At 65.0% G+C, this 19,889-nt stretch carries 12 protein-coding genes, 2 rRNA genes and 2 pseudogenes; 7 read left to right on the top strand and 9 right to left on the bottom strand.

The features are described 5' to 3' along the window. Both galT and galK read left to right on the top strand, forming a co-directional pair. The gene (galT, locus tag ACQCSY_RS11155) at positions 1-1,131 is read left to right on the top strand and encodes a galactose-1-phosphate uridylyltransferase (protein ID WP_427128759.1); all 1,131 of its coding nucleotides are present in this window, start codon (positions 1-3) and stop codon (positions 1,129-1,131) included. Further along, complete coding sequence (galK, locus tag ACQCSY_RS11150) at positions 1,128-2,285, top strand: galactokinase (protein WP_427128757.1); 1,158 nt, start codon at positions 1,128-1,130, stop codon at positions 2,283-2,285. The genes galT and galK overlap by 4 nt, the downstream gene beginning before the upstream one ends. Positions 2,286-2,320: 35 nt before the next feature. Here galK and ACQCSY_RS11145 read toward each other — a convergent pair whose 3' ends face one another. Next, entirely contained in the window at positions 2,321-3,310 is a 990-nt protein-coding gene (locus tag ACQCSY_RS11145) for an LLM class flavin-dependent oxidoreductase (protein WP_427128755.1), read from the bottom strand. 216 nt (positions 3,311-3,526) lie between these two features. Further along, positions 3,527-4,309, bottom strand: coding sequence for a hypothetical protein (locus ACQCSY_RS11140; RefSeq protein ID WP_427128754.1), 783 nt, complete (start codon positions 4,307-4,309; stop codon positions 3,527-3,529). A gap of 107 nt (positions 4,310-4,416) precedes the next feature. On the opposite strand from ACQCSY_RS11140, the gene ACQCSY_RS11135 reads away from it, so the two are divergent. Both ACQCSY_RS11135 and ACQCSY_RS11130 read left to right on the top strand, forming a co-directional pair. Continuing rightward, positions 4,417-4,551: a hypothetical protein gene (locus ACQCSY_RS11135; protein ID WP_427128752.1), complete on the top strand. Its 135-nt coding sequence runs from the start codon at positions 4,417-4,419 to the stop codon at positions 4,549-4,551. Positions 4,552-4,614: 63 nt separating this feature from the next. Beyond that, positions 4,615-5,865: pseudogene (locus ACQCSY_RS11130) on the top strand (helicase HerA-like domain-containing protein); the annotation flags it as partial. Positions 5,866-6,033: 168 nt separating this feature from the next. On the opposite strand, the gene ACQCSY_RS11125 reads toward ACQCSY_RS11130, so the two are convergent. Beyond that, complete coding sequence (locus ACQCSY_RS11125; RefSeq protein ID WP_427135793.1) at positions 6,034-7,176, bottom strand: IS701 family transposase; 1,143 nt, start codon at positions 7,174-7,176, stop codon at positions 6,034-6,036. Between the two features lie 196 nt (positions 7,177-7,372). Between ACQCSY_RS11125 and ACQCSY_RS11120 the strand changes: the two genes are divergently transcribed. The 3 genes and pseudogenes from ACQCSY_RS11120 to ACQCSY_RS11110 all read left to right on the top strand — a co-directional run bounded on the left by ACQCSY_RS11120 (position 7,373) and on the right by ACQCSY_RS11110 (position 9,849). After that, positions 7,373-8,216 (top strand): IS5 family transposase gene (locus tag ACQCSY_RS11120; RefSeq protein WP_427135584.1). Its coding sequence is split into 2 segments (ribosomal slippage): positions 7,373-7,678 and positions 7,680-8,216, totalling 843 coding nucleotides; the frame shifts between segments, so codons are not numbered across the junction. Beyond that, a pseudogene (locus ACQCSY_RS11115) lies at positions 8,212-8,682 on the top strand (helicase HerA-like domain-containing protein); the annotation flags it as partial. The gene ACQCSY_RS11120 and the pseudogene ACQCSY_RS11115, both read left to right, overlap by 5 nt. 174 nt (positions 8,683-8,856) lie before the next feature. Further along, positions 8,857-9,849: a hypothetical protein gene (locus ACQCSY_RS11110; RefSeq protein ID WP_427128750.1), complete on the top strand. Its 993-nt coding sequence runs from the start codon at positions 8,857-8,859 to the stop codon at positions 9,847-9,849. A gap of 67 nt (positions 9,850-9,916) precedes the next feature. On the opposite strand, the gene ACQCSY_RS11105 is transcribed toward ACQCSY_RS11110, so the two are convergent. The 6 genes from ACQCSY_RS11105 to ACQCSY_RS11080 form a co-directional block, all read right to left on the bottom strand. Then, a complete protein-coding gene (locus ACQCSY_RS11105) occupies positions 9,917-10,798 on the bottom strand; it encodes an endonuclease domain-containing protein (protein WP_427128748.1) in 882 nt (293 codons plus the stop codon). 166 nt (positions 10,799-10,964) lie between these two features. After that, on the bottom strand, positions 10,965-12,926 hold the full coding sequence (locus tag ACQCSY_RS11100) for an NHL domain-containing thioredoxin family protein (protein WP_427128746.1): 1,962 nt from the start codon (positions 12,924-12,926) through the stop codon (positions 10,965-10,967). Further along, complete coding sequence (locus ACQCSY_RS11095; RefSeq protein ID WP_427128744.1) at positions 12,926-15,097, bottom strand: cytochrome c oxidase assembly protein; 2,172 nt, start codon at positions 15,095-15,097, stop codon at positions 12,926-12,928. Before ACQCSY_RS11095 ends, ACQCSY_RS11100 begins: the two co-directional genes overlap by 1 nt. A gap of 132 nt (positions 15,098-15,229) precedes the next feature. Continuing rightward, positions 15,230-15,517 (bottom strand): HU family DNA-binding protein, encoded by a 288-nt coding sequence (locus tag ACQCSY_RS11090; RefSeq protein WP_427128742.1) that lies wholly within the window; start codon positions 15,515-15,517, stop codon positions 15,230-15,232. Between the two features lie 413 nt (positions 15,518-15,930). Beyond that, a 5S ribosomal RNA gene (gene rrf, locus ACQCSY_RS11085) occupies positions 15,931-16,047 on the bottom strand. A gap of 224 nt (positions 16,048-16,271) precedes the next feature. Further along, positions 16,272-19,416: ribosomal RNA gene (locus tag ACQCSY_RS11080) — 23S ribosomal RNA — on the bottom strand. Between the last annotated feature and the right edge of the window lie 473 nt (positions 19,417-19,889).

Below are 19,889 nucleotides of genomic sequence, written 5' to 3'. Positions count from 1 at the left end.
ATGGGCCAGATCACGAAACGGTCTTATCTGCTCGCCGACGGGCGGGACATCATCTACTTCGATGACGCGGACACGGCGCTCTCCCCGGAGCGTTCCCCCGATCTGCGCGAACCGGCTGCACGTCCGCCGACCGCGACCATGCGGCAGGACGTGTTGACCGGCGAATGGATTTCGGTCGCCTCCGCCCGCCAGAACCGGGTTGTCCTGCCGCCCTCGCACCTGGACCCCCTGGCCCCCGCCTCGGCCGGGAACCCCTCGGAGATTCCCAGCCTCTACGATGTGGCCGTCTTCGAAAACAAATCCCCCTCATTCGGGCCCGGCCTGACCGGCCCCGGTTCACCGGAGGGGCTTGACGACCTCGCCAGGGTGGGGCTGGGACGCAGCCGGCAGTCCGTGGGCCGGTGCGAAGTCGTGTGCTTCTCCCCCGAACCCACCGGATCGCTGGCCGGGGTATCGGAGTCCCGGATGCGGACGGTCGTGGAAGCCTGGGCGGACCGGACGGCCGCCCTGTCCGCGCTGCCCGGCGTCCAGCAGGTCTTCCCCTTTGAGAACCGCGGGGAGGCCATCGGGGTGACGCTGCACCATCCGCATGGGCAGATCTACGCCTACCCCTTCATCACGCCCCGCACGGCCCAGCTCATCCGCTCGGTCCAGAACTACGGGGGCTCGCTGTTCGAGGACGTCCTCCGGTTCGAGCAGAAGTCCGAGCGCGTGGTGCTCCAGGGCGAGCATTGGACCGCGTTCGTTCCCTTCGCGGCGCGATGGCCGCTGGAGGTCCATATCCTGCCGCACCGGCACGTTCCCGACCTGGCCGCCACCACCGCCGAGGAACGCGACGAGTTCTCCGGCCTGTACCGCCGGCTCCTACGGGGCGTGGACGCCCTGTACGAGACGCCTACCCCGTATATCTCCGCCTGGCATCAGGCGCCCGTCCATGCCCACCGGGACGACATCCGGCTGATGCTTCAGCTGACGTCGCCCCGGCGGGAGGAAACCAAGCTGAAGTACCTTGCCGGTTCGGAGGCGGCGATGGGCGCGTTCATCGCCGACATCCCGCCGGAAACCGCAGCCGCCCGGCTCCAGGAAGCCATGAAGCAGGAAGCAACAGAGCAGGAAGCCATTCAGCCATGACCGAACTTCTACGCCAGGGAACCGAATACTTCACCGGGGAGTTCGGCGTCGCACCGGACGGCTTGTGGTCCGCGCCCGGACGCGTGAACGTCATCGGCGAGCACACGGACTACAACGACGGCTTCGCCTTTCCCATCGCCATCGACAAGCGCACCACCGTAGCGGCCCGCGCCCGCGAAGACCGCATGCTCCGGGTTGCCAGCAGCGCATTCCCTGGCGTGGTGGAGACGAGCCTGGACGGACTGGACCCCGACTCCCTGAACGGCTGGGCCGCCTACCCCCTGGGCGTGGCCTGGGCCATGTCCAGGACCGCTCCCGCCGGCGCCCTCACCGGTGTGGATCTGGCCCTGAGCTCAGATGTCCCGGCAGGCGCCGGGCTCTCCTCCTCGGCCGCCGTCGAGTGCGCGGTGGCCCTGGCCCTGAACGATTTGTGGCAGCTCGGCCTCAGCCGGCAGGAGCTGGCCCGGATCGGCCAGCTGGCCGAGAACAGGGTCGTCGGCGCCCCCACCGGCATCATGGACCAGTCGGCCTCGCTCCTGGGCGAACCGGATCACGGCATCCTGCTGGACTGCCAGAGCCTGAAGACGGAGAGCGTCGCGCTCGGCTTCGCCGCCGCGGGGGTGGGGCTGCTCGTCATTGACACCCGGACCAGCCACTCCCACGCCGACGGCGGCTACGCCAGCCGCCGCCGGTCCTGCGAGGACGGCGCCCGGACCATGGGGGTCGGCAGCCTTCGGGCACTCGGCACCGAGGACCTGCCCCGCGCGGCCACGCTGCTGGACGGGCAGACCTTCCGCCGGGTCCGCCATGTCATCACGGAGAACCAGCGGGTGCTGGACACTGTTGCTGCGCTGCGGACTGCCGGCCCCACCGCCATCGGACCTTTCCTCAACGAATCGCACGTGTCAATGCGCGACGACTTTGAAATCTCCACCCCGGAACTGGACCTGGCGGTGTCCAGTGCACAGGAACTGGGTGCACTCGGCGCGCGCATGACCGGCGGCGGCTTCGGCGGGGCCGCTATCGCCCTGGTCCGGAACGGCGACGCCAGCAGGGTCGCGGAGGGAATTGCCCGGGATTTCAGCCGGGCCGGGTTCACTGCCCCGCATGTCTTCCCCGTCAGTGCCTCGGCCGGAGCCCGCCGGGAACAGTAAGCGGGCGCCGCGACCGGCCGGGCGCCGACAGGCCGCTAGACCCGCACGAGCCCGGCGGCCTCGGCCAGGAGCTCCACGGAGCGCAGCCGCGCCACGGTGCCGGTGCTCTGGTGCGCAACGATCAGCTCGTCGGCGTCGGCGTGGGCAGTGAACTCGTCCAGGTACTCCAGGACGGTGTCCGGGGTGCCGACGGCGGAGTACTTCATCATCTGTGCCATGTGCTGGCCCTGCGGCGAGTCCAGGATCATGTCCGCCTCGTCGTCGCTGAACACCCGGCCGTTGCCGAAGAACAGCGAGACCCGGGCCCGCTTGGTGGCTTGGAAGATCGCCTGGGCCTCGGCGGCCGAGTCCGCGGCAATGACGTTGACGCCGGCGATCACGTGCGGGGCGTCGAGCTGCGCGGACGGCCTGAATTCGCGGCGGTAGGTGGTGACGGCGTCCTGCAGGGCGTTGGGCGCGAAGTGTGAGGCGAAGGCGTACGGCAGGCCCAGCTGGGCGGCCAGCCTGGCCCCGAACAGCGAGGAGCCCAGGATGTACAGCGGCACATTCGTGCCCTTGCCCGGGGTCGCTTCCACGCCGGGGATGCGGGTGGGGCCGGTCAGGTAGCCCTGGAGTTCCAGCACGTCCTGCGGGAAGCTGTCCGCGGACATCGGGTCACGGCGGAGGGCGCGCATGGTGTTCTGGTCGCTGCCGGGCGCGCGGCCCAGGCCGAGGTCGATCCGGCCCGGGTGCAGCGTTTCGAGCGTGCCGAACTGTTCCGCGATGGTTAGCGGCGAGTGGTTGGGCAGCATGACGCCGCCGGCGCCGAGGCGGATGCTGGAGGTGTGGGCCGCGACGTGCGCGATCAGCACGCTCGTGGCGGAGGAGGCGATCGAGGACATGTTGTGGTGCTCGGCGTACCAGATCCGCCGGTAGCCCCGCTCCTCGGCGAGCTGCGCTATGGCAACGCTTCCGGCGAAGCTCTCTGCCGCCGTCTGGCCCTTGCCGATGGTTGCCAGGTCAAGGATGGAAAGCGGAACAGTCACGGAAAAAGCCGGCCTTTCGTAGCGGAACAGTGTTCAGGACCATGGTCCGGCGCCACACCGGACTCCGGCACGGGCACACTGGGGTCAACGACGGCGGGCCCCGTGATATTTCTGCCGGCCCCCGTGATATTTCTGCCGGCCGCCGGGATATTTCTGCGGCCGCCGGATGCCGTCAAGGCAGCACCGGTCCGGCACGTCAGATCTAGGATTAGCGGATCAGCGGCACGAGAAGTTGTAGTCGAGCCCGCCTGAGACGTATTGCGTCATCGACACGCGGCTGCGCGGGGTGAGCCCGGGAAGCGAGCAGTTGGTCTTGGCACCGGCCAACGACCCCGCACCCGCCAGCCAGCTCGGCAACCCGGCCAGCGGGCTGGCGGACGACACCGAACCGGCAATCTGTCGCCACTGGCTGCCGGTTGAATAGATGCCGACGCGTGCGCCGATGCTCGTGAAGTAGGCGGTCATGCCCTCGAGGACGGCGACATTGGCTGACTTGTCGGCCTGCCACGTGTTTTCCGTCTCCACATCCAACCACCAGAGATACGACGCCGGATTCCTCACCCCGCGGAGTACGGCGTCGTCGTACGCTTTCGCGTAGCCGTACATGTAGGAGCATGCCTTGAAGGCCCGCGTGGCGCAGTTCCCGTAGGGGTTGGCCACGCGCTTGCCCTGGTAGGCGTTAGAGGTGGGCCACCAGGACCCTTTCAGCCCGGGATTGGCCGTGTTGACGTAGAGCGCGACCCTCGGCTGCGACGTCGCGGCGGGCGTTTTTGCCGTCTCGGCCCACGCCAGCTCGGCCGCCAGGCAGGGGTTCGTGGTGTTGGCGAGGCCGTTGTTGACGCCGACGATCGCGAAGGCCGGCTGCTTCGGAAGTGTTTTGCCGCACTGCGGCCAGGACACATCGATACCCACCGGTTCTGATGAGAGCGCCGGGGCCGCCAAGGCCGGTGACCCGCCCATCAGCGCCAGGCCGAGTGCAGCGGCGACGAAAAGAACCATTTTCAATATCGATGGGGCCATGCTGAAGTCTAAGGTCAAAATCCGCGTCAGCCCTGGAACCCGGCCGGCGGCATGTCCCCCGGCATCGGCCCGGAGGACATGCCGCCGTGCTCTGCGATCTACTGGAAGAGGGCAAGGTCAAAGCCCTGGCACTGTCGCAGGTGAGCATGGCGGAACTCGGACAGAAGCCGCAGTCCAGCGAGAACGTGGCCAAGGAGGTCCTCAAGGTCCTCGCCGACTAGCAGGGGGCGGGATTGTACCGTTGAGCCGGGTCCGGGCGTGCCGGACCCGGCTATGCTATCCGCATGGCCATCAAATCCACTGCAGATAAAGTCGCCACCATCCAGAAGGGGTACGCCCTCGAAGGTCCCACGATCGAGCTGGGGGCCGCGATCATCGACGGCGAACTCCACAAGGATGCCCCCGTCCGCTTGCCGCTCGCAATGATGAACCGGCACGGCCTGGTGGCCGGCGCAACGGGCACCGGCAAGACCGTCACGCTGCACATGATGGCCGAGCAGCTTTCCACCGCGGGGGTACCCGTGTTCCTGGCGGATATCAAGGGCGACCTCTCCGGACTGGCCACGGCCGCGACGGGCAGCGAAAAGCTCCTCGGGCGCACGGAGAGCATCGGCCAGGCATGGTCCGGCAAGACATTCCCGGTGGAATTCCTGGCCCTCGGCGGCGACGGAAACGGCATCCCTGTCCGTGCCACCATCACGTCTTTCGGCCCCATCCTGCTCTCCCGCGTGATGGAACTGAATGAGACCCAGGAATCCAGCCTGCAGCTGGTCTTCCATTTCGCTGACAAGAACAACCTTGAACTGATCGACCTCAAGGATTTGCGGGCCGTCATCCAGTTCCTGACCTCGGAAGAGGGCAAGGACGAACTCGCGGAACTCGGCGGCCTCTCGAAGGCAACCGCCGGCGTCGTCCTCCGTGAACTGATCACCCTCGAGGCGCAGGGCATGGAGAAGTTCTTCGGCGAACCCGAGTTCAGCACCGCGGAACTGCTGCGCACCGCCCCGGACGGCCGCGGCGTCGTGAGCTGCCTGGAGCTGCCCACGCTGCAGACCAAGCCTATGCTGTTCTCCACGTTCCTGATGTGGCTGCTGGCGGACCTGTTCGAGGACTTACCGGAGGCCGGCGACCTCGACAAGCCCAAGCTCGTGTTCTTCTTGGATGAGGCGCACCTGCTGTTCCACGGCGCCTCGAAGGCGTTCCTGGACGCGATCACCACCACCGTGCGGCTGATCCGGTCCAAGGGCGTCGGCATCTTCTTCGTGACCCAGACCCCCAAGGATGTCCCGGCCGATGTGCTGGGGCAGCTGGCCAACCGCGTGCAGCACGCCCTCCGCGCCTACACCCCCGAGGACGCCAAGGCCCTCAAGGCGACGGTGTCCACTTTCCCGATCAGCGACTACGACCTTGAGGAGACCCTCACGTCGGCCGGGATCGGCGAGGCCGTCATCACGGTCATGAATGAGAAGGGCGCGCCGACTCCGGTGGCCCTGACCCGCCTCCGTGCCCCGGAATCCGTCATGGGCCCTAGTACTACAGTCGCGTTTATGGGGTGTGTCCGCGGGCCTTGTAGTGACAGTGCCGGGCGCGGTGCTGGTGTTTTCTTCGCCAGGTTGAGTGTTTCAGGACGTGTTTCGGGCTGGTGGTGCGGTGCCAGACGAGTCGGACGAGCAACCGCCTGATTTCAGGCAGTGAGAGCCGGATCAGTTCGCCGTCGGCGGCGGAAGGGCCCCTTTTTTGGAGCGGATCACGGTCAGGAAGGCCTGGGCGAACATGGAGAGGGTGATGTGCCGGTACCAGCCGGTGTATTGGCGGACCTGGTAGTGGTCCAGCCCTGTTTCGCCTTTGGAGGTTTGGAAGGTTTCCTCGATCGCCCAGCGGGCGCCGGCGATCCGCACCAGTTCGGCAAGGGAGACCCGGTTGGGGCCGTGGCAGATGTAGTAGGCCAGGTCGGTGGGGTCCTTCAGGGACCGGCGGGCCAGCAGCCAATGTTCTCCGGTTTCGGCGGGTCCGTTGATGCGGGTCCGTGCCCAGGAGTATCGACGGTCGCCCTTGGTTCCTGCCCCGGCGGTGCGGGTCCGCCAGACATTGCCGCGCAGGGAAGCGATGAGTTTATCCGCGCGCCACTGTTCACCCGGCCAGGCGGTGGGGGCGATGATGTTTTGGTTCATGGGAACCGCCAGCACGTAGTGCAATCCTTTGGCTTCCAGACGGCGGCGCAGCCCCGTGTGCTGTCCGTAGACCGCGTCACCGGTGGCCCAGCGGGCAGGGATCCCGGCATCCAGGGCGCGGTCGATCATGTCCGCGGCCAGTACCGGTTTCGTTGCGAATTCCCTGGTTTTGGGGATCCCGGCCCGGGTGCATCTTTCCCGGTCATTCGTCCAGGTTTTGGGCAGGTAAAGTTCCCGGTCCAGCAGGGTGCGCCCGGCCGGGGCGGAGTAGGTCAGGAACACCCCGATCTGGCAGTTCTCCACCCGCCCGGCAGTGCCTGAATACTGGCGTGCGACCCCGGCCGATGCGGTGCCCTTCTTGAGGAATCCGGTCTCGTCGATGATCAGGATCCCGTCGGGATCGCCCAGGTGGCGGTTGACGTAGGTGAACAAATCATCCCGCACAGCATCCGGGTCCCAGTCGGTGGTCGAGAGCAGGCGCTGCATGCCATCCGGGGTCCCGTGCCCGGCGCGTTCAGACAGGGTCCAGGAGTTTTTCCGTTCCTCATCCGAAAGCAGCCCGCGCACATATCCGACAGCATTCCGCCGCGGTTCGGACCGGACAAACCGGGGCCCAATAAGATCGCCGATTTCCTCCAGACCTTCGGCCCACTCTTCTACCTCCGCCACACAAATATCATCACTCACCACCAACGATTAACAGGCCACGACCGGAAAGTCCGATTAAACCGCCGAGACCGCCCAAAATAAACGCGACTGTAGTACTAGGGCGTGTCTCCTAATGCTGGGGGTGGCTTTTTGGCAAAATTGAGTGGTGAGTTCGCGTTATGCCTTGTTGTCCGATGCCCAGTGGGAGTTCATTGCCCCGTTGATGCCTGATTCGTCGGGGAAACCGGGGCGGCCGTTCAATGACCACCGGTTGATGACAGAGGGCATCATCTACCGCTACCGGGCAGGTATCCCGTGGCGGGATCTCCCTTCCCATTTCGGGTCGTGGAAGACCGTGTGGAAGCACCACCGCCGCAACAGCGCCAGCGGGACCTGGGACAGGGTGCTGGCTGCGCTGTTGACCCGTGCCGACGCACAAGGGCTGATCAACTGGGAGGTGTCGGTGGACTCCACGGTCAACCGTGCCCACCAGCACGGCACGAACCTTCCCCGCCACACAGGGGGACCTCTCGAATTACAGGAATCTGCTTGATGAGCCGGATGATCATGCCGTCGGACGCTCCCGCGGCGGCCTGACCACGAAGATCCATGCCCTGGTTGACGGCAACATGCGCCCCTTGGTCCTGCTCCTGGGGCCCGGGCAGGGCGGGGACTCGCCCATGTTTGAAAACCTCATGGATGCCCTGAAGGTCGAACGGGAAGGTCCCGGCCGGCCCCGCAGCCGCCCGGACCGGGCCATGGCTGACAAAGCCTACTCATCCAAAGCGATCAGGAGCTACCTGCGCGGGCGTGGCATTGAATGCGTCATCCCCGAAAAGGACGACCAGAAAGCCAACCGGAAACGCAGGGGCTCCTCCGGAGGACGGCCCGTCACCTACGACAAGGACGCGTACAAGCGGCGCAATGTCGTCGAACGCAGTTTCAACACCCTCAAGCAATGGCGCTCCCTGGCCACTCGCTACGACAAATTGGCCCTCACCTACCGCTCAGCGGCCGTTCTGCACGCCGTCGTCATCTGGAGCACACGATTAGGAGACACGCCCTAGCGCCGATGCCCTGATCTCCAGCACCGTCGCCGGCTCCGCACTGCTCGCCAAGTACGGCACGGCCGTGGACAACGTCTCCGCCTACGAAAAGATCACGGGCAAGGCGGCAGCCACCACCGGGGCCGCCGCGGGCCCGTCCGCTGTGGGCGGCGTTCCGGGCGGCGGGGGCGCCATGGACCGGAACGCCGTCGACGCCGACGCCCGGCGGATCGAGGAAGAGATCCTGGGCCGCCCGAGCAGCCGGCCCGCGCCGGTGCCCGGGCAGGAGGCGCCCGGGTATGACAGGGTTCCCGGGCGGCAGGCCCCGCAGGAGGCCGGCGGCGGCATGGTCGGCGACCTCGCCGGGGCCTTGGGCGGAGCGCTGGGCGGAGGTCTCAAGAGCATGGCCCGTTCGCTGGGGACCCAGCTGGGCAGGGAGCTGCTCCGCGGGGTCTTCGGCACCTCCTCGAAGCGCCGCCGCAGCTAAGGATTCCTGGCTGCGGCAGCCGCGTACAGGCCGTGTCCTGATCCCTGAAAGTGCGCCCTGACCGCTGAGGTGAGTTGCGCCATCGAACTTCTCCGGGAGCGATGCCCCGCGTCACAAGGGGCGCCTGTGACACGTGGTTTCCGGTGACCTACAGGTAACGTAAGGTACGTGCAAATGAGTCAGGCGTTGGTCAGGATCGCAGCAGTGTGGCTGCTGGGCCTGATGCTTGCCGTGGCCGGGGCCATCGTTTCGATCAACCTGGTGAACGACTCCATCGCGGGCCCCCAGCAGCCTGTCCGCGAGTATCTGGCCGCACTACAGAAGGGCGAGGGCGAAAAAGCCCTCGGCTTGCTGCACGCCTCCGTGCCGCACAGCAACGCCGCGATGCTGGACGGAACTGCGCTGCAGACCGCGGCCGCACGCATCTCGGGCGTCACGTTCGGCGACGCTGAGGACCGCGGCGGGAACCAGGTCATGGTGCCCATTGACTACAGCATCGACGGCAGCCAGTTGCGCACCGAATTCCTGCTGGAGCGGTCCGGTACGGAGTGGCTGTTCTTCCACAAGTGGTCCTTCGTCCCGGCTGCGCTTCCCCTGCTCGACGTCACCGTGGTGAATTCCAATGAGGCCACGCTCAACGGTGTGCCGGTGAACATGCCCAGCGGCCGCAACTCCTTCGCTGTCTTCTACCCGGGCGAGTACGAGGCCTCCCTGAACGGACAGTTCTTCTCCGCCCCGCCGACCCGGGCCACCCTGTCCGGCAGGGACGTGCCCCCGGCGCCGCTGAACCTGCTGACCCAGGCCACGGATCAACTGAAGAACGCCGTGGGCGGCAAGGTCAAGGAGTTCCTGGATTCCTGCGCGGACGAGGCCGACAAGCAGCAGAAGCTCCAGCCCGACTGCCCGTTCTACCACGCCACCAACAACCGCGTGATTGACGGGACCATCGACTGGAGCATCACCGAGTACCCCGCCGTCAGCATCGAACCCTTTGGCGGCCGCTGGGTCGTGGCACCGTTGGACGGCAAGGCACGCATCAAGGCCCGCCAGGTGGATCTGTTCACGGGCGTTGTCACGGACATCAACGCGGTCCACGATTTCAGCTTCACCACCCGTCTGGATATCGACGCCGACACCGTCAAGCTCACCCCGCTCTTGAACTACTGAGTTATGACCCGGCCACGCCCGCGCCCGGCTGCGGGACTGGCCCGGTTTTGAGCACGGTCCTGCCGTCCTAACGCCAGTTCCCGGGCCCAAACGCCTCAAAACCGGGCCGGTTCGGCTGCGGCCAGCGCAGCGACCCCCGTGCCAGCACCTCCCGGACCTGCGCCAGGACCGCGTCCGGAGCATAGACGACATCGTCGTAGAAGAATCTCAGCACCGGCAGGCCCTGCACGACCGCCGAGTTGTCGCGGCGCCGGTCCTTCTTGAACTGCCGCGATTCAAGGTGGAAGGCAAGCCCGTCAATCTCGACTATGAGGAAGCCTTCCAGCAGAAAATCGACCCTGCCAATGCCGTCGATCCAGACCTGGGTCTCGGTGGAAATCCCGGCGTCCCTGAAGAGGATCCGGGCCAGCGTCTCCAGCAGTGAATCCGCACCGCGCTCAACCCTCTCCACCACGTTCCGTGCCTTGCCGCACCGGTTTCCCGCTAGGTGGCGCAGCAGGAATCCTAAGTCGATGTCTCCCCGGGTGTAGGCGCTTTCCACCATGACAAGGGACTCGAGCGCGGGCAGACAGAGCAAGGCGTGAAGCAGGACGTCCGGCAGAGCCGCCACGGCTCCCGAGGCTCTGGGCTGGGTCAAGGGCATGCGGTGGCTGACGCAGGACTGCGGCCTTTTGCCGTTGCTGTGCCAGTAGTGCGGCTTGGCGGCGGGGTTCAACAGCCAGAGACCAAATCGCGGAGCGGCGGAAACACACGTGAGCAACGCCCTGGATCGCTTTGCCGCGATCAGCTCAGGGTCCGCGCCCGGAAGCGCGAGCACACCACGCTCCAGCCGCACCACTGAACCGTCACGGACGGCGCTCCGGATGGCCGATTCGTTGGCGCCTCCGGCCACAACAGCCCGGGACAACGCCACCCCGCCCACGGAGCTGAGTATCTGCACAGGATCCATGACCCCAATGTGCAGGCCCCATGCAAGGCTCAACAGCCGGCCCGGGCCCTATGTGGACAACCCAGCGCTGCGGGACTGGCCCATCAATGGCCGCGCCCGGCCGCAACCAGGGCCACAGCTGAAGGGACTGGCCCCCAAAACTGGGCCAGTCCAGCAGCGGCTGTCCTCAATCCATGCCGCGCAGGTCGAGCACCAGCTCGGTGTCGCCGTCTGCCTGCAGCAGCACCGGGATACCCCAGTCCTGCTGGTACAGGTGGCAGGCCGCGTGATCCGGGATCTCGCCGTCCTCGGTTTCCGGGCCGTCGCAGGCCGCGGCGCGGGCGGTAATGTGCAGCACGCCCTCCAGGACATCGGAGGAGAGCTCCAGCGTCCGGAGCAGGCCCACGGAGGTTCCGCCGCCGGCCAGCAGCAGCTCCGGCGGGGTGGAGGAGATCTTCAGCTGGGTAGGATCACCCCAGCGGCCGTCCAGCTTCTGTCCCGTCGGTGCGGTGAAGCGGACTGTCAGCTCCAGCAGCCCGGGGGCCACGGGGCTCTTGGGCCGGTGCGTCTGCGCCGCGCCCTCGTCCACCTGCTGGGCTTCCTTCGGGATGGGCACGTAGACCAGCTGGTGCTTGTTGGCCTCGACAACCACCAGCAGCGGCTCCGCACCGGCAACGTGCGTGTGGTCCACAATGACGTCGGAGGGTTCCGACAGTCCCCGGGCGAGGGTGGAGACGGTGCCCGAGGCGGGGTCGTAGCGGCGGACGGCACCGTTGTAGGTGTCCGCGATCGCCACGGAACCGTCCGGCAGCACGGTGACGCCGAGCGGATGCTGCAACCGGGCTTCGGTCGCGTTGCCGTCACGGAAGCCGAAGTCGAACAGGCCCTTGCCCACGGCGGATTCGACCTTGACCGACCCGCCGTCGCCGATCACCAGTTTGCGCAGCGCCGAAGTTTCGGAGTCCGCCACCCAGATGTTGCCGTCAGCGTCCTCGGCGAGGCCGGAGGGCTGGGCGAACCAGGCTTCCGCGGCCGGGCCGTCCAGGAGTCCTTCGAGCCCGTTGCCGGCGATGATGGACACGGCGCCGGAAACAGGATTAAAACTGAAGATCTGATGCACGCCGGCCATCGCCACCACAACGGCGTTGAGCTTGGTGGACCACACGACGTCCCAAGGGGAGCTGAGGGAAACCGAGAGCGGATCCGCCTCCAGCCGTGCGCCGTAGGCGGCGCCCTCTTCATCCACGCGGGCCGGGCCGGTCTCGAGCAGGCGCTGGACGCCGTTGCCTGCGAGCGTGCTGGCGGTTCCGTCCGTGAGGGAGAGCCCGCGGAGCCGGTGGTTCACCGAGTCAGCGATGACGACGTCGTAGCCAACCCCCGCCGCAACGTCTTCAGGGAGCAGGACAAGGCCCTGCGGTTCGTTGAACCGGGCCGCGGCGGCGTTTCCGTCGGCGTGCCCCTTTTCGCCGGAGCCATAGACCCCCAGAACTGTCTGGAAGTCGGTGGACAGCTCCACCAAGCGGTGGTGGCCAGTGTCTGTGACCAGCCAGGAACCCGTATCCGGCGCGGTTCCGATGCCGCGTCCGGCGGGGAGGTACAGTGCCTTGCCGGGGAAGCGCAGCGTGCCCGACGTCGGTTCCGGCGCCACGTAGGGGCCGTCGCCGCGGTGCAGGGTCCCCTTGGCCTCGTGCTCGGCGATCAGCTCGGGAATGAGCACGGCGAGGCCGTCCGAGTGGCCTTCGCCCGAGAGGTGGGCCACGATGTAGCCCTCGGGGTCGATGACCACCAGGGTGGGCCAGGCCCGGGCCGTGTAGGCCTTCCAGGTGTCCAGCTCGGGATCGTCCAGCACCGGGTGCCGGATCTCGTAGCGTTCGACGGCGGCGGCCAGCGCCACGGGATCAGCCTCGTGCTCGAACTTGGGCGAGTGCACGCCGACAGTCACGAGGATGTCGGAGTACTGCTGCTCGAGGGGACGGAGTTCGTCGAGGACGTGCAGGCAGTTGATGCAGCAGAAGGTCCAGAAGTCCAGCAGCACGATCTTGCCGCGCAGGGATTCGAGGTCCAGGGACTTGCCGCCGGTGTTCAGCCAGCCGCGGCCCACCAGTTCGGAGGCCCGGACCCGGAGGTGGGTGCGTACGGTTTCGCTCATCAGCGTCCTTCCAGCTTGGAGTTGCGTTCGGCCAGCTTGGCATCGCGCTCGGCCAGCTTGGCAAACATATCGTTGTAAGCACTGAGATCGGCGTCGTTATTCCTATCCGCCGCCCGGTCCGTGCGCTTGGACTCCCGGTCGTCGGAACGTGACCACATGACGGCGACGCCGATCGCCACCAGAAGCGTCGGCACTTCGCCGATGCCCCAGGCCACTGCGCCGCCCATCTGCTGATCCAGCAGGGCCGGGGCACCCCAGGTCCGGCCCAGGTTGCCGAAGTAGTCCGCAGCCAGCAGACCCGTGCCGCCCATGATGGCCACACCGAAGAAGGCGTGGAAGCCCATGGTCGCCAGCAGCAGCAGCAGCCGCATGGGGTACGGCGCCCGGCGCGGCAGCGGATCGGTGCCGATCATGGTCAGCACGAAAATGTAGCCGGTCAGCGCGAAGTGCAGGTTCATCAGCTCGTGGCCGACGTGGTCGCGCATGGCGTAACCGAACGCGTCCGAATAGTAGAAGAGCACGATCGAGCCGGCGAAGTTGGCGGCCGCGAACAGCGGGTGAGTCACCAGCTGCGAGAACTTCGAGTGCACAAAGATCAGCAGCCATTCACGCGGCCCGCGGGAGCTGTCCCGCCGCGGCGTCAGCGCCCGGAGCGCGAGTGTCACGGGGGCGCCAAGGACCAGGAAGATGGGGGCCACCATGGTCAGGGCCATATGGTCCACCATGTGCGCCGAGAAGAGCACGCGTCCATAGACCGACGGCGGGCCGGAGGTGACGTATGTCAGGACGGCCAGCCCGATCACCCAGTTGACGGACCGGAACCAGGGCCACGGGTCGCCACGTTGCAGCACCCTCCTGACGCCGAGGACGTAGGCCACCAGGCCAAAGACTGCGACGGCGATCCAGAGCCAGTCGAGCCGCCATTCCGTGAGCCAGCGCTCCGGCGTGAGTTCGGGCGGCAGTTCGTAGCCGGACAGGATGAAGGCCGGTGATGCGTCGGTGGCGAATGTGGCGGACTGCGGCGGGGCGGAGCGGCCCAGCGCGACGGCGATTCCCGACGTTGCTCCCATGATGAGCAGCTCCACAAGCACCAGCTGCCACAGCACCCGGCGCGCGGACCTGCCGACGGCCCGGTTTCCCAGCTGCGGGATGACCCAGCGGCGGTGCATCAGTCCGATGCCGCCCAGCACGAGGGCCGCCGCGGTCTTGGCCAGGATCAGCTGCCCGTAGGCGGATCCGAACAGGTCGGCCCAGTTGTTGACGCGGATGCTGGCGTTGATCACGCCGGAGGCGAAGACCAGCGCGAAGGCGAAGCCTGCCAGGGCGGAGAAGCGGCGGAGCGTCGGCTCGGTGATATCCCCGGTGCCTGCAGTTCCGCCCGGGCTCCTGCCTGCGGCGCCAGCCCCGCCCAGCACGCCCGAGAGGAGGGCCAGCATGATGATGCCGCCCACCCAGGCCGATACGCCCACCAGGTGCAGGCCGAGGGAGTTGATGGCGCCTTCGTGGTCATTCGAGCTGGATGAGTGGCCGATCAGCGCCGCCGGCACCAGCCCCGCCAGGGAGACCACCAGCGTGGCTGCCAGCCCGCCGCGGGAGCGGACACCGAACAGTGCCGTGGTGACCACAGCCGCGATGATGACGACTGTCAGCCAGGCCCGGCCCGTTTCGATATCCGTCATGAAGTAGACCAAGGACCTGGTGAACTCCTGGTCCCCGGAGATCCCCTGCCCCGCGATGTCCGCATAGCCGAGGACCAGCACGGCGATCGCGGAAAGGGTCCAGACAGCTCCTGCGGCCGCGGCCACGGCCAGCGCGCGGGTGAAAGCCGGATGCTCCGGGGCGCCGTGTTCCTTGGACCGGGAGTCGTTCTGGCTCCGGGGGAGGATGCCGACGGCGAAGATCAGGCCGCCGATCACGGTGGCCAGGGAGACATTGTGGAGCGCCTTGCTCACCGGCAGGCCCCAGCGGACCAGTGCACCCGGGTCGGAGACTTCACGGGCGGTGGCCGCGCCGGAAAAGAGAAGCGCCGCGGCAAGGCCCACGAACAACGCGGCCAGGCCTGCGAACAGCCAAGGCCGGGAAATTCCGCCCGGACCGGGAACAGGGCCGCGAACTCCCCCGGTGGGGACGGGAGCTGCGGCTGTGGGAGTGGGCTTTGCGGCGGAAGGCACACCTCCATTGTCCGCTACGCCTGCGTGCTCAGCGAATCGGTGGGAAGGGGCTGGACGGAAGGCGCGGACCCGCTTAAAGCAAAAGGAGCGGCAACCCTAGGGTTGCCGCTCCTTTCAAGCCTTCGAAGAGGACTACTTCTTCTTGGCGACTGCAGCCTTCAGCTTGGAGCCGGCGGTCAGCTTGACGCTGTGGCCAGCGGCGATCTGGATGGTCTCGCCGGTCTGCGGGTTGCGGCCGGTGCGAGCTGCACGGTCGGTGCGCTCGACTGCGAGCCAGCCCGGGATGGTGATCTTTTCGCCCGCGGCGACAGAGGTCTCGAAAACCTCGAACAGTGCATCGAGCACGGAGTTGACTGATGCCTGGCTGGTGCCGGCCTTGCCAGCTACCTCTGCAACAAGTTCACTACGGTTCTTAGCCATTTATGTCCTCCTGGACGGTCATGATTTCTGGAGCCTGCACACGGCATGCGCACAAGCCACTGTTCGAAAACTTACCAGCTTGCCGCCGTCGAGGTGGCAAATTCCGCGTGTTTTCGGCCTTTTTTGGGGAAAATCACGGGAATCGGCGGCTTTGGAGGTCAAATTTCGCCAACAGCGGACGGCCCGCTACCGTCCTAGGTCTGGGCAGCGTGACCGGCCACAAGCATCGGCCAGGAGGCGAGCGGTCCCGCACCTTCGACGCCGGTGGGGACCCTGCCGTGGCGCCGGTGCCCCGGGCCGGGTGACGGGCCGCATGGCAGGCCGGGTGAAGGGCCGGGCAGCGGGCTGTGTTGGGTGTTAAATGCGGGAGAGCCCCCGACCTGTGGTTGGGGGCTCTCGACCGTTTAATGGTTGTCCGGCGGTGACCTACTCTCCCACACCCTCCCGGGTGCAGTACCATCGGCGCTGTGGGTCTTAGCTTCCGGGTTCGGGATGGGACCGGGCGTTTCCCCCACGCTATGACCGCCGTAACCCTTCGTCCCGTCCCGCCGGGTGTGCCGGGGGTGGGAAGTCTGTGGTGACAACATGGCCGCTGCGGATGCCGCAGCTGTGGTGTTGTTATTCAGTTGTGGTGTTTTTGTTCCTGTGACAACGGTTTTGTTGTCTGGGAACCACATAGTGGACGCAAGCAGTCTTGTTTTCTTTTTTACCGCCGTTGGTGTGAACGTCTTTTGACGCCGTTCACCGGTGGTGTGTGGTGTAAGTTATCGGCCTATTAGTACCGGTCAGCTTCACGAGTCGTTGGTCCTCGCTTCCACATCCGGCCTATCAACCCAGTGGTCTGGCTGGGGGCCTCTCACACACAAGGTGTATGGAAATCTCATCTCGAAGCGAGCTTCCCGCTTAGATGCTTTCAGCGGTTATCCCATCCGAACGTAGCTAATCAGCGGTGCACTTGGCAGTACAACTGACACACCAGAGGTTCGTCCGTCCCGGTCCTCTCGTACTAAGGACAGCCCTTCTCAAATTTCCTGCGCGCGCAGCGAGGGACCGAACTGTCTCACGACGTTCTAAACCCAGCTCGCGTACCGCTTTAATGGGCGAACAGCCCAACCCTTGGGACCTACTCCAGCCCCAGGATGCGACGAGCCGACATCGAGGTGCCAAACCATGCCGTCGATATGGACTCTTGGGCAAGATCAGCCTGTTATCCCCGAGGTACCTTTTATCCGTTGAGCGACGGCCATTCCACAATGTACCGCCGGATCACTAGTCCCGACTTTCGTCCCTGCTCGAGATGTCTCTCTCACAGTCAAGCTCCCTTGTGCACTTACACTCGACACCTGATTGCCAACCAGGCTGAGGGAACCTTTGGGCGCCTCCGTTACTTTTTAGGAGGCAACCGCCCCAGTTAAACTACCCATCAGGCACTGTCCCTGACCCGGATTACGGGCCGAAGTTAGATGTCCAAAGTGACCAGAGTGGTATTTCAACGATGACTCCACCCGGACTGGCGTCCGGGCTTCCACGTCTCCCACCTATCCTACACAAGCCACTCCGAACACCAATACCAAACTATAGTAAAGGTCTCGGGGTCTTTCCGTCCTGCTGCGCGTAACGAGCATCTTTACTCGTACTGCAATTTCGCCGAGTTTATGGTTGAGACAGCGGGGAAGTCGTTACTCCATTCGTGCAGGTCGGAACTTACCCGACAAGGAATTTCGCTACCTTAGGATGGTTATAGTTACCACCGCCGTTTACTGGGGCTTGAATTCTCAGCTTCGCCTTGCGGCTAACCGGTCCTCTTAACCTTCCAGCACCGGGCAGGAGTCAGTCCGTATACATCGTCTTGCGACTTCGCACGGACCTGTGTTTTTAGTAAACAGTCGCTTCCCCCTGGTCTCTGCGGCCCCTGCACGCTCCGGACAGCAAAGTGTCCATCACGCTGGGGGCCCCCTTCTCCCGAAGTTACGGGGGCATTTTGCCGAGTTCCTTAACCATAATTCTCTCGATCGCCTTAGTATTCTCTACCTGATCACCTGTGTCGGTTTGGGGTACGGGCGGCTGAAACCTCGCGTCGATGCTTTTCTCGGCAGCATAGGATCACCGAATCCCCCCTCACGGGGGTCCCGTCAGATCTCAGGCATCATGAACGGCGGATTTGCCTACCGTTCGCCCTACATCCTTAGACCGGGACAACCATCGCCCGGCTCGGCTACCTTCCTGCGTCACACCTGTTAATACGCTTGCCTCCCGGGATCAGGTCCCGCGCTCCACCAAAACCCGCACATCCCGAAGGACGATCGGGCAGGTTTCGGGCGGTTAGTGTCCCCCGTTCGGCATGGACGGTTTTTCACCGGTACGGGAATATCAACCCGTTGTCCATCGACTACGCCTGTCGGCCTCGCCTTAGGTCCCGACTTACCCAGGGCAGATTAGCTTGACCCTGGAACCCTTGATCATTCGGCGGACGGGTTTCTCACCCGTCTTTCGCTACTCATGCCTGCATTCTCACTCGTGTGGGCTCCACCGCTGGTTTACACCGCGACTTCACTGCCCACACGACGCTCCCCTACCACTCCGGACGCCTGAACCAACCCACAAGGGGCGGCTTGGCTGTTGTCCGAAATCCACAACTTCGGCGGTGTACTTGAGCCCCGCTACATTGTCGGCGCGGAATCACTTGACCAGTGAGCTATTACGCACTCTTTTAAGGATGGCTGCTTCTAAGCCAACCTCCTGGTTGTCTTCGCAACTCCACATCCTTTCCCACTTAGCACACGCTTAGGGGCCTTAGTTGGTGGTCTGGGCTGTTTCCCTCTCGACTATGAAGCTTATCCCCCACAGTCTCACTGCTGCGCTCTCACTTACCGGCATTCGGAGTTTGGCTGACGTCAGTAACCTTGTAGGGCCCATTAGCCATCCAGTAGCTCTACCTCCGGCAAGAAACACGCAACGCTGCACCTAAATGCATTTCGGGGAGAACCAGCTATCACGAAGTTTGATTGGCCTTTCACCCCTACCCACAGCTCATCCCCTCCATTTTCAACTGAAGTGGGTTCGGTCCTCCACGACGTCTTACCGTCGCTTCAACCTGGCCATGGGTAGATCACTTCGCTTCGGGTCTAGATCACGCCACTGCAACGCCCTGTTCAGACTCGCTTTCGCTACGGCTTCCCCACACGGGTTAACCTCGCGACGTAACACTAACTCGCAGGCTCATTCTTCAAAAGGCACGCCGTCACAGCTACTTGTGATTACTCACGGCTGCTCCGACGGATTGTAAGCACACGGTTTCAGGTACTGTTTCACTCCCCTCCCGGGGTACTTTTCACCTTTCCCTCACGGTACTGGTCCGCTATCGGTCATTAGGGAGTATTTAGGCTTATCAGGTGGTCCTGACAGATTCACACGGGATTTCTCGGGCCCCGTGCTACTTGGGATACCTCCCAGGCGGTGCACAACATTTCGGTTACGGGGCTCACACCCTCTACGGCCGGCCTTTCAAGACCGTTCACCTATGTCCACACTCTCACCTTCCCAGCCCGGCAGAGCTGGTATGGAAAGTCCCACAACCCCGACCATGCAACGCCCGCCGGCTATCACACATGGAACGGTTTAGCCTGATCCGCGTTCGCTCGCCACTACTGACGGAATCACTATTGTTTTCTCTTCCTGCGGGTACTGAGATGTTTCACTTCCCCGCGTTCCCTCCACGCACCCTATGTGTTCAGATGCGGGTCACCACGTCGCCTTGCGACGCGTGGCGGGGTTTCCCCATTCGGACACCCTGGGATCACAGTCCGGTTATCGACTCCCCCAGGCTTATCGCAGATTCCTACGTCCTTCTTCGGCTCCTAATGCCAAGGCATCCACCGTGTGCTCTTAAAAACTTGACCACAAAAGATCAAAAACTACTTCACGAGAGAACCACGGAAACCACACCGCAACCAGCCACACCCGAAGGCACAACCAAGTCCACGGCACAGATCCAGGTTCATATTCTTGGAAATTGCTTCTTATAAAAGATGCTCGCGTCCACTATGTAGTTCTCAAACAACAACCCCGTACCCCACACCCCACACACACCCCCAAGGGGCTCCGTGCATGATCGGCGCGGCCAGGAAACCAGAAACAAACGTCCCGCACCGCACACCCGCCACCGACAAAACGGGAACAGGCATGCGCCGCGGTCCTGTTGCCTCAGGACCCAACAGTGTGCCAAACACTACCCGGCAGCATCAATCCGGTGACGTTCCAGGACCCTCCCCGAAAGGAGTGTCCGTACTTGTTACCGGCCCGTGCCGCCAGGCACCTATTCGTTGATATTCCACCCGTGAGCACCCGCCGCAGAACAATCGTCTGCGCAGCG

The sequence above is a fragment of the Pseudarthrobacter sp. S9 genome (assembly GCF_050156545.1).
Taxonomy (GTDB): Bacteria; Actinomycetota; Actinomycetes; order Actinomycetales; family Micrococcaceae; genus Arthrobacter.
This window is presented reverse-complemented; position numbering and strand designations above follow the sequence as displayed.

What these genes read in the sequence shown, in the direction of transcription:
- galT (WP_427128759.1), top strand. Translation starts at nt 1, where the DNA reads ATGGGCCAGATCACGAAACGGTCTTATCTGCTCGCCGACGGGCGGGAC.
- galK (WP_427128757.1), top strand. Translation starts at nt 1,128, where the DNA reads ATGACCGAACTTCTACGCCAGGGAACCGAATACTTCACCGGGGAGTTC.
- ACQCSY_RS11140 (WP_427128754.1), bottom strand. Translation starts at nt 4,309, where the DNA reads ATGGTTCTTTTCGTCGCCGCTGCACTCGGCCTGGCGCTGATGGGCGGG.
- ACQCSY_RS11110 (WP_427128750.1), top strand. Translation starts at nt 8,857, where the DNA reads ATGAGTCAGGCGTTGGTCAGGATCGCAGCAGTGTGGCTGCTGGGCCTG.
- ACQCSY_RS11105 (WP_427128748.1), bottom strand. Translation starts at nt 10,798, where the DNA reads ATGGATCCTGTGCAGATACTCAGCTCCGTGGGCGGGGTGGCGTTGTCC.
- ACQCSY_RS11100 (WP_427128746.1), bottom strand. Translation starts at nt 12,926, where the DNA reads ATGAGCGAAACCGTACGCACCCACCTCCGGGTCCGGGCCTCCGAACTG.
- ACQCSY_RS11090 (WP_427128742.1), bottom strand. Translation starts at nt 15,517, where the DNA reads ATGGCTAAGAACCGTAGTGAACTTGTTGCAGAGGTAGCTGGCAAGGCC.